The 16,424-nt window shown below is 67.1% G+C and carries 14 protein-coding genes; all 14 read right to left on the reverse strand.

Annotated elements, in window-relative coordinates:
• Positions 1-6: 6 nt before the first annotated feature.
• The 14 genes from HAV22_RS01705 to HAV22_RS01770 all read right to left on the reverse strand — a co-directional run bounded on the left by HAV22_RS01705 (position 7) and on the right by HAV22_RS01770 (position 16,024).
• Positions 7-996 (reverse strand): sugar phosphate isomerase/epimerase family protein, encoded by a 990-nt coding sequence (locus HAV22_RS01705; protein ID WP_166855843.1) that lies wholly within the window; start codon positions 994-996, stop codon positions 7-9.
• Between the two features lie 36 nt (positions 997-1,032).
• Positions 1,033-2,241 (reverse strand): MFS transporter, encoded by a 1,209-nt coding sequence (locus tag HAV22_RS01710; RefSeq protein ID WP_166855845.1) that lies wholly within the window; start codon positions 2,239-2,241, stop codon positions 1,033-1,035.
• Positions 2,242-2,411: 170 nt separating this feature from the next.
• Positions 2,412-3,857, reverse strand: coding sequence for an MFS transporter (locus HAV22_RS01715; RefSeq protein WP_166855847.1), 1,446 nt, complete (start codon positions 3,855-3,857; stop codon positions 2,412-2,414).
• Between the two features lie 19 nt (positions 3,858-3,876).
• Complete coding sequence (locus tag HAV22_RS01720; RefSeq protein WP_166855849.1) at positions 3,877-4,788, reverse strand: LysR family transcriptional regulator; 912 nt, start codon at positions 4,786-4,788, stop codon at positions 3,877-3,879.
• Positions 4,789-4,804: 16 nt separating this feature from the next.
• Positions 4,805-5,575 carry a TIM barrel protein gene (locus HAV22_RS01725; RefSeq protein WP_166855851.1) on the reverse strand — a complete coding sequence of 257 codons (771 nt, stop codon included), beginning with the start codon at positions 5,573-5,575 and terminating at the stop codon, positions 4,805-4,807.
• A 19-nt stretch (positions 5,576-5,594) separates the two neighbouring features.
• Positions 5,595-6,818: an MFS transporter gene (locus HAV22_RS01730; protein WP_166855853.1), complete on the reverse strand. Its 1,224-nt coding sequence runs from the start codon at positions 6,816-6,818 to the stop codon at positions 5,595-5,597.
• A 19-nt stretch (positions 6,819-6,837) separates the two neighbouring features.
• Complete coding sequence (locus HAV22_RS01735) at positions 6,838-7,806, reverse strand: sugar phosphate isomerase/epimerase family protein (RefSeq protein ID WP_166855855.1); 969 nt, start codon at positions 7,804-7,806, stop codon at positions 6,838-6,840.
• Positions 7,807-7,820: 14 nt separating this feature from the next.
• Positions 7,821-8,765 carry a sugar phosphate isomerase/epimerase family protein gene (locus HAV22_RS01740; RefSeq protein ID WP_229421007.1) on the reverse strand — a complete coding sequence of 315 codons (945 nt, stop codon included), beginning with the start codon at positions 8,763-8,765 and terminating at the stop codon, positions 7,821-7,823.
• Positions 8,766-8,829: 64 nt separating this feature from the next.
• Positions 8,830-9,477, reverse strand: coding sequence for a TetR/AcrR family transcriptional regulator (locus HAV22_RS01745; RefSeq protein ID WP_166855857.1), 648 nt, complete (start codon positions 9,475-9,477; stop codon positions 8,830-8,832).
• A 49-nt stretch (positions 9,478-9,526) separates the two neighbouring features.
• Positions 9,527-11,221 carry a GMC oxidoreductase gene (locus tag HAV22_RS01750; protein ID WP_166855859.1) on the reverse strand — a complete coding sequence of 565 codons (1,695 nt, stop codon included), beginning with the start codon at positions 11,219-11,221 and terminating at the stop codon, positions 9,527-9,529.
• A gap of 20 nt (positions 11,222-11,241) precedes the next feature.
• Positions 11,242-11,868 (reverse strand): gluconate 2-dehydrogenase subunit 3 family protein, encoded by a 627-nt coding sequence (locus HAV22_RS01755; RefSeq protein WP_166855861.1) that lies wholly within the window; start codon positions 11,866-11,868, stop codon positions 11,242-11,244.
• Between the two features lie 49 nt (positions 11,869-11,917).
• Complete coding sequence (locus HAV22_RS01760; RefSeq protein ID WP_166855863.1) at positions 11,918-12,538, reverse strand: NADPH-dependent FMN reductase; 621 nt, start codon at positions 12,536-12,538, stop codon at positions 11,918-11,920.
• A gap of 13 nt (positions 12,539-12,551) precedes the next feature.
• Positions 12,552-14,933, reverse strand: coding sequence for a beta-glucosidase (locus HAV22_RS01765; RefSeq protein ID WP_166855865.1), 2,382 nt, complete (start codon positions 14,931-14,933; stop codon positions 12,552-12,554).
• Positions 14,930-16,024 carry an LLM class flavin-dependent oxidoreductase gene (locus tag HAV22_RS01770; RefSeq protein WP_166855868.1) on the reverse strand — a complete coding sequence of 365 codons (1,095 nt, stop codon included), beginning with the start codon at positions 16,022-16,024 and terminating at the stop codon, positions 14,930-14,932. Before HAV22_RS01770 ends, HAV22_RS01765 begins: the two co-directional genes overlap by 4 nt.
• Positions 16,025-16,424: the final 400 nt, after the last annotated feature.

Raw genomic sequence — 16,424 nt, forward strand, 5'->3', positions numbered from 1 at the left:
CTCCTCTTAAACTTCGCCCAACAGGCGCTTGAACATCTCTTGCTGGCGGCGCACCTGCTCGCGCCCATCCACCTGGAATGCGTCCTCGATGTGACGCTGGCCCTCGTATTCGCTGGACAAGTGGCCGTCGTAGCCACCCTCGATCAGCACGGGGATGATTTCCTCGTACGGGATCGCCGGTTCCTTGCCTGTCTCGTCGATCTCGTAGAACTTGGCGTGGATGTGGAAGATCCACGGCATGAATTCCAGCATGCGGCGCGGGTTGCTCCAGATGTTGTGGCGCAGCGACTCGGCCATCTGCAGGTCGACCGGGTTGCCGCCCAGCTTGCGCACGTCCATGATCACGTAGTCCGGCAGCACGCGCGCCTCGTGCGCCTGCAGGATGAATTCGACGATCTTCGGCGTCGCGCCCATGCGCAGGAAGCGGTCGCGGAAGACGGGCGGGTAGTGCTTGATGTACATGCCCATGTCCGGCACGTAGCCCACGTGGTTCGAACCCGTGGCGCGGGTGATCTCGGTGTAGCGCAGGATCCACGGGTGGTCGAAGTGGAACGGCGAGTGCACCTCGATGCCCATGCGGATGTCGAGCTTTTCCGCCAGCGGCACGCAGGCGGCGACGACTTCCGGCGGCGTGTTGACGATGATGCGCACCGTCGGGCAGCCGATGCGCTTGGCGAAGTGCAGGTCGCGTTCCAGCGACGCGACCATCTCGTCGAAGTTCAGGCGGCGGTCCTTGTACAGCTTGATGTCCATGAACATGTCGTGGCACTGGGCGTACGCGCCGTGGCGGTCGAGCGAGGCGAACCAGTTGTCGATCTGCGCTTGCGGGACGTTCGGGAAGCCGGTAAAGGATTGTTCGCTGACGACTTCGATGCCGCGCGCGCCGATGCCGGCGGCGTGGGCGATGCAGTCGTCGAGTGTCATCGTGCGCAGGAAGGTCTCGTACTGATAGCTGTACAGCGAGACGCCTCGCTTGATGCGATGCTGGGTAGTCATGGGGTCCTCGGTTGCTGGCGTAAAAGGGGGTGGGTCTTACATGCCCGGCTGCGGGCGGGCGGCACGGGCTGCACGGTAATGGAGCAGGCAGGCCCCGGCGGCGCACGCCGCCGCGATCAGGCCGAACGCCAGGAAGGCGCCCTGCAGGTTGCCGACGGCGGCGCGCATCACGTTGACGACGGCCGGCGACAAGAATTGCGCGACGAAGAACGAGCTCGCCCACCAACCCATGCCGCGGCCGCGGTGCTCGAACGAGAATTTGCTTTGTGCCCAGGCGATCAACGACGGCACTATCAGGCCGTTGGCCAGCTGCTGCACGAACGCGAAGGCCAGCGCCACCTTGTAGTCCGGCGCGAGGCCGATGCCGGCAAGGCCGATCGCATAGCCGAGGAACACGAGGAAGATCTGCGTGCCGGCGCCGTAGCGCGTCGTCATCTTGAACAGGATCGCGCCCAGCGGCACGCCGATGCTCGGCAGCGCCATCGACAGGCCGATCGATTTCGGGTCGGCCACGCCGAGGTCCTTCAGCAGCACGGAGAAGTTGATCACCTGGACGTAGTAAATCGTCGACAGCAGCACGGTGACGCCGCAGACCATCAGCGCGACGGCGTATGGGAACGGCGACGTCGCGGCCTGCGCGGCGTGCGCCTGCTTGCGGCGCGGTTCCGGTTCGAACAGGAACGCGAAGCTGGCGACCAGGATCGGAATCGCGACGGCGTACACGAGGAACGGATACTGCCAGCCCTGCGCGGCGAGGAAGCCGGAACTCGCGATCGTGACGGTGCCCAGCACGGAACCGACGACGCCCTGGATCATCAGCCAGCGGTGGCGCGCCTTCTCTTCGAAATAGTCGGCGAGCAGCGTGTTCACGACCGTCAGCACGCCCGCCTCGCCGAAGCCGATCACGAAGCGGCCCGCGACGACAGTCCAGAAATTATCGATGAAGAACGGCACGAGGCCGCCGGCGCCGTAGAACGCCATCGACCACAGGAGCAGCTTGCGGCGGCCGAAGCGGTCGGCGATGGCGCCCGCGCCGGGGGCGAACAGGGCGATGCAGGCACTGGGCGCCGTGATCAGGAGGGGCACCATCAGACCGGCGTTCGGCACGTCGCGGAAGTGGCCCAGCAGGGTGGGAAGCGTGGGTGCGAGGGCGATGATCGCCATCACGGGCAGGAAGCCGGAGATCACGAGGATCCAGCCCTGGCGCCAGTCGGCCTGGCGTGGTTGGGAAAGGGTGTTGCGCATCGCGTGTCTCCTTGTCGTTGGCTGCGGCTTTTGCCACCGCATCCTGTCTAGTGCAGGAAATAGAACCAGAATTATGATATCGACTTCTTTTCGTTTCCCCAAGCGAAAAATCGCGGGTGTTGGGCGATTGTTTGGATAGCTGCTATCCACACCGTGGATACGCGGGCGGTCTACGGCCGCATCGCCTTCACGAGCCGACCAGCACTCAGCGCGCCGACGACCAGAAGGCCGAGCAGCAGCGGTATTACATGCAGATACGCGCGCTGGTAGCCCGCTGCTGCCGTCGCATCCAGGCCATGAAAGAACACGAGCCCCGCCAGCGCCACGCCGAACGCCGCCGCCACCTGCTGCACGGTCGTCAGCAGCCCCGCCGCCACCCCGGCCGACGCGACGGGCACGTCGCGCAACGTGGCAAACGACAGCTGCGGCCCGCACAGGCCCAGGCCGATGCCCATGCCGTACTGGGCCGCCAGCAGCAGCGGCCAGGACAGGTCGCCATCCAGCGCGAACGCGCACAGGATCAGACTCGTCGCAGAGACTCCAATCCCTGCCAGCAAGGTGCGCACGCCGATGCGCCGGTTCAGCCGGGGCCCCAGCAGCGTGATGCCCGTCATCGCGCCGAACGCGATCGGGGCGCAGGCGTACGCCATCTGCGAAGCCGTCAGCCCCCTGCCCGTCTGCAGCGCGAACGTCATCACGAGCAGGTAGCCCGGCATGATCGGGTTCACGCACAGGGTGCATAGCAGGCCCAGACCCACTTTGCGCAGCCGGAACAGCGCGGGGTCGACGAGGGCGTCGCCGTGGCCGGCCTGGCGTTTCAATAGATGGCGCCACGTGATCCAGCCGAGCGGCACCGCCGCCAGCAGCATCAGGACCAACGCCGGCGGCCAGTCGCGCGACGGCCCTTCGATCAGGGGCGTCAAAAGCGCGAACAGCAGGACGACGGACAGCAATGCGCCGCGCAGGTCGACGGCGACCGGATGCACTCCCCGGCCTGGCGGCAGCAGCAGCGCGCCGGCCACGAGGCTGATCACGCCCAGCGGCAGGTTGATGAGGAACGTGAGGCGCCAGCCGAGGCCCAGCCAGTTCGCGTCGATCAGCAGCCCGCCGACGATGGGCCCCAGCGCGGCCGAGAAGCCGCCCAGGAAGCCGAACACGGTGTAGACCTTGTAGCGTTCCTCGGGCGGATACATCACCTGCACGAGGGCCATTACCTGCGGCACCATCAACGCGGCACTCGCCCCCTGCAGCAGGCGCGCGACCTGCAGGCTCAGGGTGTCGGGCGCGAGGCCGCACGCGACGGACGTCGCCGTGAACGCGGCGATCCCCGTGAGGAACATGCGGCGGTAGCCGTGGCTGTCGCCGAGCCGGCCGCCGACGATCAGCAGCACCGCAAACGCCGTCGCATAGCCGGCCACGATCCACTCCAGCGCCGCCTTGGGCGCATGGAGGGTGGCGCCGATGGACGGCACGGCGACGTTGACGATGGTCGTGTCGAGCAGGTCGATCACGAACGCGAGGGCGACGGCGATCAGCGCCAGCGTGCGGCGGCGGTGGCTGTAGCTTGCTGCGGCATGGTGCGCGCTGCCCTCCGCGCTGGTAACGGCTTCGGTCATGTTGGAACTCTGGTAAGGATTAAACGTCGCGCGCGACGTCGACGAACAGGTCGCGCAGCCAGCGGATGGCCGGATCGTTGTTGCGGTGGCGGTGCCATTGCAGCGACTGCACGAGGCGCGGAATGCGCGGCGGCGGTTCCCACACCTTGATGGGCAAGGACTCTTGCGCGCGCAGCGCGATGCGGCGGTGCACGGTGGCGATGCGGTCGGTGCCGACAACGAGCGACGGCAGCCCCGTCATCGTCGGCGCCGTGACTTCCACGCGGCGCTTGACGTCGTAGCTCTCGATGAACCAGCCGTCCAGCGTCGGCAGCGGATTGGCGCTGGCGAACGTGGGGATCACGTGGCCGCACGACAGGTAGTCGTCGAACGTGAGCTTGTCCTGGATGCGGCTGTGGCCTTCCCACGTCACGCACAGGTAGTCTTCCTCGAACAGCACGGCGGACGGGTGCTCCTTGGCGAGGTATTGCGACGGGATCACGAGGAAGTCGGCGTCGCCCTGTTCCAGCACATCGGCGGGCTGGCGGTCGTACTGGTGGCGCAGGCTCACGCGCACGCCCGGCGCCTGGCGGTACAGCGCCTCCAGCAGCGGCGGCACGAGCACGGCCATCGTGTAGTCCGACACGAGGATGGTGAACGTGCGCGTCTCGGTGGCCTGGTCGAACTGGGGTTGCGTGGCGATGGTGCTGTCGATGCGCATGAGGACTTCGCGCACCGGCTCGACCAGGTCCTTCGCGCGCGGTGTCAGCACGAGCTGGCGCCCGGCACTGACGAGCAGCTCGTCGTTGAAGTAGTCGCGCAGGCGCGCGAGTGCGCTGCTCGTCGCCGACTGGCTCAGGTAGATCTTTTCCGCCGCGCGGCTGATGTTGCACTCGGTGAGGAGCGCGTTCAGCACGACCAGCAGGTTCAGGTCCAGTTTATTGAATCGCATCGCGCCCCTCGCCTCGTTACGCCAGGCCCAGCGCGCGCCGGGTCAGGGCCAGCGATTCGGCATCGTCCACGCTGGGAAAATATTCCAGGCCGATGGGGCCGTCGTAGCCTTTCGACCGCAGCACATCCATCACGGCCGGCCAGGCGATGGTGCCCGTGCCCGGCTCGTGGCGGCCCGGCGTATCGGCCACCTGCACGTGGCCCACGTAGCGCATACGGGCGCCGATGGCGCTCGCGAGGTCCTCCTTCGTCTGCGCCGCGTGGTAGACGTCGGCCAGCAGTCGCAGGCCCGGGCTGTCCACGGCCGCGACGATATCGAGGCCGCGCCCGATGGTGTCGACGAACATGCGCTGGCCGTGCAGCAGCATGTACACCGGCTCCAGCCACACCACGGTGCCTGCCGCGTGGGCCATCTCGGCGGCGCGACGCAGCACGGATACGGCGGCGTCGAACTGTTCCTGCTCCGGCACGTCCGGACGCGTGAAGCCGGAAGCCACCACCATGCCGGCGCCCTTGAAGCGCTGCGCGACGGGGATCGCGTCGGCGATCGCGGCCAGCACCTTGTCACGATCGGCCGGGTCGACGAGGCTGCAGCGGGGTTCCACGCAAAAGCTCACGAGGCGCACGCCAGTGTCATTGAGTGCGCGTTCGATCGCGTCCAGGTCTTTTTCGCGCCACAGGTGGAATTCCACACCCGGCACGCCGGCCGCGTGGGCTGCGCGGACGCGCGACGCGAGGTCGTCGTTCCCCTTCGTGAACATCCATTCGATACAAGCTGCAAATGTCATATCAATCTTTCGTAAAAAGTCAGGAAGCGGCGCGCCGCGCCGCGAGGCCGGTCACCGCCAGCGCGACTGCAGCGCACAGGCAGGTGATGCCGATGGCGGCGACGCTGGCCAGGAAGGTGCCGGCCGCGCCCTGGATCAGCGTGAGCAGCGGCGCGCTGAGGAATTGGCCGAGGAAGAACGCGCCGCCCCACAAGCCCATGCCGCGGCCACGATGTTCGAAGCGGTAGTGCGTGAGCGCCCACGCGATCAGCGCCGGCAGCAGCAGGCCGCCGCCCACCTGGCCCAGCGCGTCGAGCGGCAGGCCGACCGTCGCATTCGGCGCCCACGCCACGCCCACATAGCACGTGCCGTACAGCGCCATGCTGGTCGCCAGCCGCAAGGTGACGGACACGCCGCCCAGGCGCTTGAACAGATAGCCGCCCAGGATCGTGCCGAGGCTGGCGATGGTCACGAGCACGCTGATGCGCTCCGGCGACGCGACGCCCATGTCGCCGAAAATGCGTCCGTGCTGCACGGCCTGCACGAAGAACACCATCGAGGACAGCACGGTGACGCCGCACACGAACAGGGTCGAGCGCCACGGGAACGCCGACGGGGCGGTGCCTTGCATGGACGCGGCATGGTCGCGCTGCGGCTCCCAGCACACGAACCACGCCAGCGCGAACACGGCGAAGCCGATGAGGTACAGCAGGAACGGATAGCGCCAGTGGACGCCCGCCAGCACGCCGCCCGCCAGGATGATCGACGAGCCGATCAGCGGCGACAGCATGTTCTGGTAGCCGAGCCACTTCTCGCGCTGTGGGCCTTCGAAGTAGTCGCCCATCAGCGCATTGCCGACCGTGAGGATCGCCGCTTCCGCCACGCCGACGACTACCCTGCTCGCGACGATCAGCAGCAGGCTGTCGAACAGCAGCGGCGCAAGGCCCAGCAGCGCGAACGCGAACAGCGCGGCGAGCAGCAGGTTGCGGCGGCCGAAGCGGTCCGCCAGCATGCCCGTGAAGCCGGACGTCAGCGCCACGCACAGCGACGGCACCGTGATGATCATCGGGACGAGCAGCTGGAAATGCGGCACGTTCGAAAACTGCTGGAACAGCTGCGGCAGGCCGGGCACGAGCGCGGACAGCGCCAGCGACGGCATGTTCACGATGGCCATCAGCGCGATGCCCTGCGCGAGGCCGCCGTGGCGGCGCGGCGCCGCCGCGAGCGGAGATACTGCGGGTGTCGACATGGAAGTGGGATGCATGGCGATCCTCTCGTGACGGTCAGGCTGCGACGCGGTCCAGTACGTGCTGCTTGTACCAGCTGTTGAGCATCATCCCCGTTGCGATCGGCGCCGGGCCCTTGTCGCTTTCGACGATGATCCAGCCGGCGTAGCCCAGCTCGCGCATGGCGGCCAGCAGCGCCGGGAAGTCGACGAGGCCTGTGCCCATCTCGCCGAACCAGCGCTGGATCTGGCGCTCGCCACCCGCGGCGACCAGCGCGCGCTCGGCGTTCTGCAGCCTGTACTCGTCCAGCGTGTCGGTCGCCAGCGCATCCTTGAACTGGAAGTGCCACACGCGCTTGTGGAAGCGGCGGTACAGTGCGACGACGTCGTGACCCGCGATCGTCAGCTCGGCCGTGTCGAAACACAGGCCCACGTTGTCCGCGTCGCACAGGGACATCAGCCGCTCCAGCTCTTCGGCCGTGCGCAGCGCGGACAGCACGTCCACGTGCAGCACGGTTTTCAGGCCGAGTGCCGCCGTCATCGCGCCGACGGCGTTCCAGCAATCTGCCGCCGCCGCAATGCGCTCGGGGGTCAGGCCGCCCTCCTTCCACCACGACGGGAACGGCCGCACGACAAGGAACTCGCCTTTCAGCTCGGCCAGGAACTCGGCGTGGATCTTTGCCTGCGCAAGGATGCGCGGGCGGTCGGACGGCTGGGTGCTCATCAAACCGAAGTGCAGTTCCTCGAAACTCATCACGGTCGGGTCGAAGAACGTGGACGCGACGCGGTTGATGCCCCAGTCCTTCAGCCTCAGGCGGAAGTGGTCGGCGGAGCCGAAGTTGATGGCGATGTTTTCCGGACGCCCGATCGGGTCCCAGCGTCCGCTGCCCGCGTTGAGTTCCACGGCGTCGAAGCCGCAGGCGGCCGTCACCTTGAAGGCGCGTTCGATTTCTTCCGGGCGCGCGAAGCTCGTGAAGCCGGCCTTCCACTGGTTCAGGGCATAGCCCCATTTGATCTGTTTATGCATGGTGGTCATTCGATTCAGGCGTAGATTTTCTTGAGGACGTGCTGGATGTACCAGGCGGACAACGCGGTGCTCTCCGGGTAGTTGCCGCCGCCGACGTCGGCCTTGTCGTGCTCCACGCCGACCCAGCCCTCATAGCCGCGGTCCTTCATCGCAGCCATCATCGCGGGAAAGTCGACGAGGCCGCCGGGCACGCCCATTTCGTGGAACCAGCGCGGCGTCGTCGGCGCCATCACTTCGGCGTCGGGCTTGCGCCGGTAGTCGCCCGTCAGGTCGACGTGCAAGGTGTCCTTCATGTGGAAGCCGCCGCAGCGGTCGGCCAGCTTCAGGTACAGGTCGACCGGGTCGACGCCGGCGATCACGTGCTGCGCCGTGTCGCAGTAGAAGAACACGTAGCGCGGGTCGGTCCACTCGTAGAATTTGCGCAGCTGTTCCGCCGTGCGGATGCCGCAGAAGAACTCATGGTGGCAGCATGTCTTGACGCCATACTTCTGCGTCATCTCGCCCACACGGTTCCACAGCTCGGCGCAGGCGCGGATCTTGTCGTCCGTGACCGGCTCCACGTCGTAGTACAGGCCCGCAGGCATCACGATGAAGTTTTCCACGCCCAGGCCCTGGCTGGAGCGCATGATGTATTCCGCGTAGTTGACGATGTGGTCGTGCGTGGACCGCACGTGCGGCGCGCTCTGGCGCTCGTCGTACATCACGGCGTGGAACAGGCTCAGCACCTTGTCGATGCCCCGCGACTGCATGAACGCGCGCGCGTTCTCCAGGCTGCCGAACAGTTCGCGCAGCGGGCCCAGGTGGAAGTCGAACGTCTCGATCGCCTCGAAGCCGAGCGCCGCGACCTGCTTCAGGAAATCGTCGAAGCGCTGCACGGACGTGTATTGCGACAGCTGGCCCTGCGGCGTGTCGATGCGCCAGTGGTCCATGTAGGCCCAGCGGAGTTTGTTGGTCGTCATTTTTATAATCGTAATTCTGGTTATGTTGAGATTCAAAAAGATGGCGGCGAAAAGCCGCCGCCGTTCAGCGTTCCGGTACGAACAGCAGGTACGCCAGCATCATGTCGCTCAGGTCTTCCAGCAGTTCTTCCCAGCCGCGCGCCTCGCCCTTGCCGCCGAAGCTGTCCAGGCCGAGGAAACGGGCCTGGGTCGCATAGATCAGCAGCATGCTCGCCTCGATCGCGCGGTCCGGGTTCGGATGGCGGATCTCGGCCTTGCACGCTTCCACGAGGCGGCTGAACTTGCCGTGGTTCCCCTCAGCCGACTTCTTGCCCGCCGCGCCGATGACTTCATCGACGGCGCCGCGCAGCATGAACGAGCGCAATACGCTGGCGTTCTCCTTCAGCAGGTTGCCGAGGCTGGCCACGACCGCCGGCACGACCTCCGCGAGACCGTGCGCCTGCGCCGCGATGCGCTGGGCCTCGTCGGTGAACGCCTGGTCCAGGCGCTCGAAGAAGCGCACCTGCACGGCGCGCAGCAGCTCGTCCTTGCCGGTCACGCGGCCGTACAGCGCGCCGGTCGAGACGCCGGCCAGCTGACAGATCTCGGCCAGCGTGATCTGGTCGTAGGACCGCTCGCGCAGCAGGTCGATGGTCGCCTCGATGATTCGGTCGAACGATTGCCGGCTGCGGCCCTGCTTGGGCGCCCGGGCGTGGGCAGTTGCGCTCTCCATGGATGTCGTCGTCGTGGTCAGTGAAGGTAAAGGCGGATTCTAGCCGAAATCACAGCGCCCCCGCCTTCAGTTGCGCGACGGCGTAGTCGGCCGCGCGCGCCGTCAGGGCCATGTACGTCAGCGACGGGTTCACCGTGCCGGACGATGCCATCGCGGCGCCGTCCGTGACGAACAGGTTCGGTACGCCATGCACCTGGTTGTGCGCGTTAAGCACGGACTCCGCCGGGTCGTGGCCCATGCGTGCGCCGCCCATCTCGTGGATGGAGACGCCGGGAATCGCGCGCACGGGAATCGTCACGACGTGCTTGGCGCCGGCGGCGACGAGCATCTGCTCCGCCTGTTTGGCCGCGTCGAGCTTCATGCGCCGTTCGTTCTCGCCGTACGCCACGTCAAAGCTCAGTTGCGGCAGGCCGAAACCGCCCCGCTTGTTCTCGTTCAACGTCACGCGATTGTCCTTCTGCGGCAGCTGTTCGCAGAAGGCGCCGAGGAACGCGATCCACTTGCCGGGCCGCGCGATCTGATGCTTCATGTCGGCACCGAAGCCATCCGTCTGTGCGGCGGTATTTGTCCAGTCGTCGCGCATCGCGCCGCCCTGGTAGCCGTAGCCGCGTGTGAAGTCGGCGTCGGCATCCTGGCCGCCGATGTTGCGGAAGCGCGGCACGAGGATGCCCGTCGGACGGCGGCCGCTGTAGTTGCGATCGTCGAAACCGGGAATCTCGGCGAACGCGCCCACGCCGGCATGGTCGACGAGGTAGCGGCCCAGCACGTCGCTGTGGTTGCCGATGCCGTTCGGATGCAGCGCGCTCTTCGATTGCAGCAGGATCTGCAGCGTGCCGTACGTCGACGCGTTCAGGAAGATCACCTTCGCGCCGAAACGCAGGCGCTCGCCCGACTTCGCATCGATCACGCGCACGCCGGTCGCCTTCTTCGTCTGCGGATCGACGTCGATCGCTTCCACGACGCTGTCCGTGCGGATCGTGAGGAGGCCCGTCTTCTGCGCGGCCGGCAGCGTAGAACTGAGCGAGCTGAAATACGCGCCGAACGAACAGCCGCGGTTGCAGATGGCGCGCCGCTGGCACCGGCCGCGGCCGTCCAGCGCTTCCGTCAGGTTGGCCACGCGGCCGATCGTCACGCGCCGGTTCTGCCATTTCGCTTCGACCGTGCGCTTCAGGTGCTTTTCCAGTGCCGTCATCTCGAACGGCGGCAGGTAGTGCCCGTCGGGAAAGTTCTCCAGCCCTTCCGGCGCACCGCTCACGCCGATGAATTTTTCCACGTGCGTGTACCACGGTTCCAGGTCGGCGTAGCGGATCGGCCAGTCGTTGCCGTGGCCGTCGCGCTTGTTCTGCAAGAAGTCGTCCGGCCCCCAGCGGTAGGACTGGCGGCCCCACGTCAGCGAGCGGCCGCCCAGCACGTCGGTGCGGTGCCAGCGGAACGGTTTTACTTGTTCGTACGGGTTCTGGCGGTCGTTGATCCAGTACTGGCGGTTCGCCCAGCTGAACGCGCCGCGCTCGATCTTGCTCTGGATTTCGTATTCGCGCGCGTCCAGCGCGCGGTCCGGCAGGCCCTGCTGCGGCGCCTGCCAAGGCGGCGTGAATTCGTGCACGTAGCCCTTCTGGTGTTCGAGCGGCTTGCCCCGCTCCAGGATCAGGACCTTCAGGCCCTTCTCCGTGAGTTCCTTCGCCGCCCAGCCGCCGGTAATGCCGGAGCCGATCACGATCGCGTCGAATTCGGTCATTTGATTCATGGTTGTCCTTTTTGCTCCGATCAGATGACGTTCTGGTACGGCCACGTCTTGACGTCGACATCGCCGTCGAAGCGCCCCGGCACGGCCACGTAGCGCAGCTCCTTCGTGCTGCCGATCTCGGACGTGAAATAGCCATAGACGACGAAGTCGCGCAGGCGCAGGTAGAACGGTGCCTTCGGGTCTTCGATGCGCGCAGCCAGTTCGAACGTGCGGCCTTCGTACGGGCTCGCTGCACGCAGATCCTGCAGGATCGCGGTGGCCTGGGCCGAAGTGCAGGCGGCGAAACCGTGCCGGTAGCGCTGCTGCGCCCGTTTATCGAGGTCCGCGAGGCCGGCACGGAACTGCGCCAGTTCGTCCCCGTTCATCCAGTGTTTCGCCAGCGCGTCGATGAAATGCGGTACGCCGGCCGCGACGGCGCCCGGGGTGTCGGTGACGGGGATGATGGTGTCGGCGGCCACCGTCAGGATCTTCAGCTCGGGCTTGGTGAAGCCGGTCGGGCGTACCGCGCTAGCGCCGGCGGCTTGCAGGGCGGTCGCGGCCGACGCGCTGGACCAGGCACCCGCCGTGGCGACGCCGGCCAGCAGCGCGCCGAGCGCCGCCCTACGGGACGGGCTCGCCGGCCCGGTCCCTATCGGATGAATCTTCATGCTTGTGTCTCCGCGGGTATGGTTCTTTTTGATCAGGATAGCACAGCTTTTATAACAATAATTCTGATTTTTTATTCCGCTGCACAAACACACCAGCCGGGTTGACGACCTGCTCCGCCAGCACCCTCAGGCTGGCCGCCACCTGGGCGTCCAGGCACTGGCCCTGCGCATCGAACAGCTTCACGCCGGCGGTGTTCAAGGTCACGCCCAGCGGCGTCGGCCAACCGCGCAGCGCGTGCACGATCGAGCGCATCGCACCGAGCGTCGTGTTGCAGCCCTGCCACCCGGCAGCCGTGACGATGCAGCCGACCGGCATGCCGTCCAGGTACACGCGCTCGTCGGCGCGCAGGTCTTCCAGCAGGTCGATGGCGTTCTTGACGAGGCCCGAGACGCCGCCGTGGTAGCCCGGCGATGCGAAGATGACGGCGTCCGCGCGGCGCACCGCGTCGACGATGGCGCGCTGCGCCGGGCTGCGTTCGCGCACTTCAGGCGAGAACACGTCCAGCGTGCTGAGGGCTTCGCCGCCGAACAGCTGGGTTTCCGCGCCCAGGTCTTCGGCGTACTGCAGCGCCGTGCGCAGCGCGCTCTCCGTGCTGGAGCCCGGGCGGGTCGTGCCGCCGATGCCGACGATGAATGGACGGTCGGCGAAATGGGTATCGATGGCATTCATGATGATCTCCTGGTTAATTCGTATTGACTTGTACGGCAAGGGACAGGTCGGCGCTGGACCGGCCCACGAAGAGTTCGACGGGACCCGGCAGGTCAGTCCAGCCGTCCTGCCACGTTTGCAGTCGGCGGCGTTCGATGGCGATGCGCGCCGTGCGCGTTTCGCCCGGTTCGAGGTGGATCTTGTCGAACCCGACGAGCGTCAGCTCGGGTACCGTGCGGTACACCTGCACGACTTCCCCACCGGCGCGCATGCCGGTATTGCACACGACGACGGTCACGGTCCAGCCGTCCTCCCCCGCTTGAACTGTGGCGTCGGCGAGCGCGAACGTCGTGTAGCCGAAACCGGCGCCGAACGCCTGGCGCGGTGCGATGCCGCGCGCGGCCAGGCCGCGGTAGCCGACCCGCGTGCCCTCGCTGTAAGGCAGGTCGCCGTTCGCATCCGGCTGCAGCGACAGCGCCGGATAATCGGCATCGTCGCGGGCGATAGTGACGGGCATGCGGCCGCCCGGCTCGCGGTCGCCCGCCAGCACCTGCGCCAGCGCGCGGCCGAATTCCTCGCCCGGGTACCAGCAATGCAACACGGCTTTCGCCTGCGGCTCCCAGCGCGTGTCGAATGCGTGGCCCACGTTCGTGACGACGACCGTATTCGGATTCGCCGCGCACACCCGTTCGATGAGGTCGACCTGCTCGGCCGGCAGGCGCGTGTCGATCCGGTCCTTGCTTTCGACGCTCGCGTCCGACGTTTCGCCGACGACCAGCACCACGGCATCCGCCGCGCGGGCCGCAGCGACTGCGCGGGCCAGCATCGCCTCGTTGCTGTCCGGGCCGCGCACGCCGTACCACAGGCCCTGGCAGCGGGCGGGCGTGTAGCGCAGTTCCGCGACAACGGCCACTTCCTGGCCGGCACGCAGGTCGACGGCGACGCTGTCGGCATCGCCGCTCTTCAGGCGGCCCATCACGTCGCCGGGCGCCAGCTGTTCGTCGCGGCGGAAGACTTCCACGCCATCGACCAGAAGGCGCAGCGCGCCGGTGCCGCCGACGTAGAACCGGTGCGGCCCGTCGGCATTGGCCGTGACGACGCCGCTCGCCCGCGTGGCCGCCGCCTGCTGCAGCGCGCCGGCCGCGTGCACGCCGTGGAACCACGTCAACGAGTTGGTGTCGCGCGTCTCGCTCAGGATCGCCGTGCCGACGCAATCCGGATTGTCGAAGTAGTCGAGCGTCATGCCGCGCGTGCAGCCATCCACGTCGCGTGCGGGACGCGCGGGCATGCGGGGCAGCTTCGGCTGCGGATCGACGCCCGGCTCGTACGCGACGATCGTGTCGCCGAAACGGGCGCGCAGCGCGTCCAGCGGCAGCAGCGCATCGGGCCGCACGGCGATCTTGGCGAACGTGCCGCCCTGGAAGCATGGCGCAGTGGCGTTCGGGCCGAGCACCGCGATACGGGGATAGCGCGCGGGGTCCAGCGGCAAGATCGCGTTCTCGTTGCGCACCAGCGTAAAACCGGCGGCGGCGGCTTCGACGAGCAGCGAAGCGGCATCGCCGGGCGGCAGCGGCGCGCCCTTGTCCTTGCCGAAGCGCCGTGCCGTGCGTGCCACGCGTTGGGCGGCGTCGCGCACACGTTCGACGTCGACCTGCCCCTCCGCCACCGCGCCCGCGCTCTTCGCACCGAGGAAGCGCGCGGGGCCCGGCATCTCGAGGTCGAGGCCACCGTTCAGCGACGGCGCGGTCGAATGCGTGCCGAACCAGTCGCTCATGAACACGCCGTCGAACTTCCATTCACCTTTCGCGACGTCGCGCACGACCTTGCCGGCCTCCGCGCACCAGGCGCCGTTCACCTTGTTGTAGGCGGTGAGCATCCCGGCGCAGCCGGCTTGCGCGGCCATCTCGAACGGTGCGAGGTAGACTTCGCGCAAGGTGCGCTCGTCGACGACGGCGTTCATGGAATCGCGTGCCGTCTCGCTGTCGTTGCACACGAGGTGCTTCGCGACGGCGCCCGTGCCGACGAACTGGCAGCCCTGGATCCATGCCGCGCCGAGGCGGCCGCACAGCAGCGGGTCTTCGGAAAAATACTCGAACGCGCGCCCGGCCAGCGGGCTGCGGGCGAGGTTCAGGTTCGGCGCGAGCATCAGGTCCACCTTGCGGCGGATCGCTTCGCCGCCGACGAGACGTCCGACCCGCTGCACGAGTTCCCGGTCCCAGCTGGCGCCCAGTGCGACGGGAGCGGGCGTCAACAGCGACACGTCGCGCTCGTCCACGCGCGGGCCGGCCACGCCCATCGGGCCGTCCGCCATCGCCAGCGACGGGACGCCAGCGTGCGGGACGGTGGCCGTGGACCACATCGACACGCCCGCTGTCAGCGTCGCCATCTCATCCAGGGTCAACGTCGTATCGCTCATTGGAATGCCGGAATCACATGTTGAGCCAGCAGGCGCAGCGTCTGGTCAGCGTACGCGAGGCGCTGCTCGGTGAGCGGGCCGGTGACGGTGCCGCACAGGATGTTGCCGATGCCGACCTGCTGGTACGCGCGCAGCTTGTCGATGACGGTGGCCGGGCTGCCGTACAGGCACCACGTGGCCATCCATTCCTCCGTCAGCGCACTGCCCGTTCGGTCGCTCTTCTTATTGGCGTCGTCGGCTTCGGCCTTCGCGTTGAACGCGGCTTCGCGGTCGACGGCTTCCTGGTACGCCGTCAGGATCTCCAGCACTTCCTTGCGCGCCTGTTCGTCCGTCTCCGCGAGGTGCACGCACTGGTAGCTGTGCGTCGTCCACGACAGCGCGTCGGCAACGGTCCGCTCGTCGTGGCCGGCAGCCAGCAGCTGCTCGTGGTATTTGCCGAAGTATTTCTTCACGTGCGTGAGCGGTTCCAGGCCGCCGATCTGCGGCGGCGTGAACGCGGGGATGAAGGCGGGCCAGCCGTTCACCGCGGCGCGCGTGATGCTCGTGTCCTTCATCGCCACCGGCATCAGGCGCGCGTGTTTTTCACCGTACGGGCTGGGGGCGATACGCTGCAGCACGCGGCCCTTGTGGAAGCCGTCGAGTTCGATCGCCTCGTCTTCGATGCGCTTGTTCCACAGCGCTTCCGCCGCAGCCAGGTTTTCCTCGGCAATGCGGCCGGCATCCTTGTAGTTCACGCCGAAGCCGATCATTTCTTCCGGCGTCGTGCCGGAGCCCACGCCCACCAGCAGCTTGCCCTTCGTGAGGTGGTCAAGGATGTTGATGCGCTCGACGAAGCGGACCGGGTGATGCAGCGGCACGGTCGTCACGGAGAAGCCGAAGTGCATGTCCGGCAGCTTCGCGGCCAGGTACGAGGCGAACATGTAGCTGTCGCTGGCAATGGCCATGTAGCCGTTGAAGTGGTGGTCCGGCAGGAAGATGGCATCGAAGCCGAGGCTGCCCGCCAGGACGGCGTGCTTCTCCAGGTCGACGATCAGTTGGCGGTCGGCGTCCGGCGTCATGGTGCGGGCGTTGAGGAAGACGGAAAAGCGCATACAGGTTCCTTCTGGTTGGCGTGAAGAAGCTTGAGCGGACTCGGCTGTCCGATCCGGTCAAATCATAACGATAATTATGATTATGGTAGGCGGTAGACTTGTCGGCGTCAACCGTTTTGTCTGCCCTGTGCACGATGCGGCGTGCGTGGGACAACGGTCTTGACGTCTTGACAAGGAGACGTTGAGGTGTATGGTCGAAGCGAGTCGCTGCACGCGATCGATCCCGGCACCACCGCACCGGGCTCATGGGGCGCTTGAAAGTCCTGGCCTTGCCGGGGTAGCCCGCCGCCGCGGCCGCCCCGTGTCGCAGCCCAAGCTCAATCGATTCCTGCCCGGTTCGGAGTGGCTGGCTCTCTGTATGCGACACCCATAACGGATGGTCAGCTTCCTGTTGACGAAC

The sequence above is a fragment of the Telluria antibiotica genome (assembly GCF_011682055.1).
GTDB classification, from domain to species: domain Bacteria; phylum Pseudomonadota; class Gammaproteobacteria; order Burkholderiales; family Burkholderiaceae_D; genus Telluria; species Telluria antibiotica.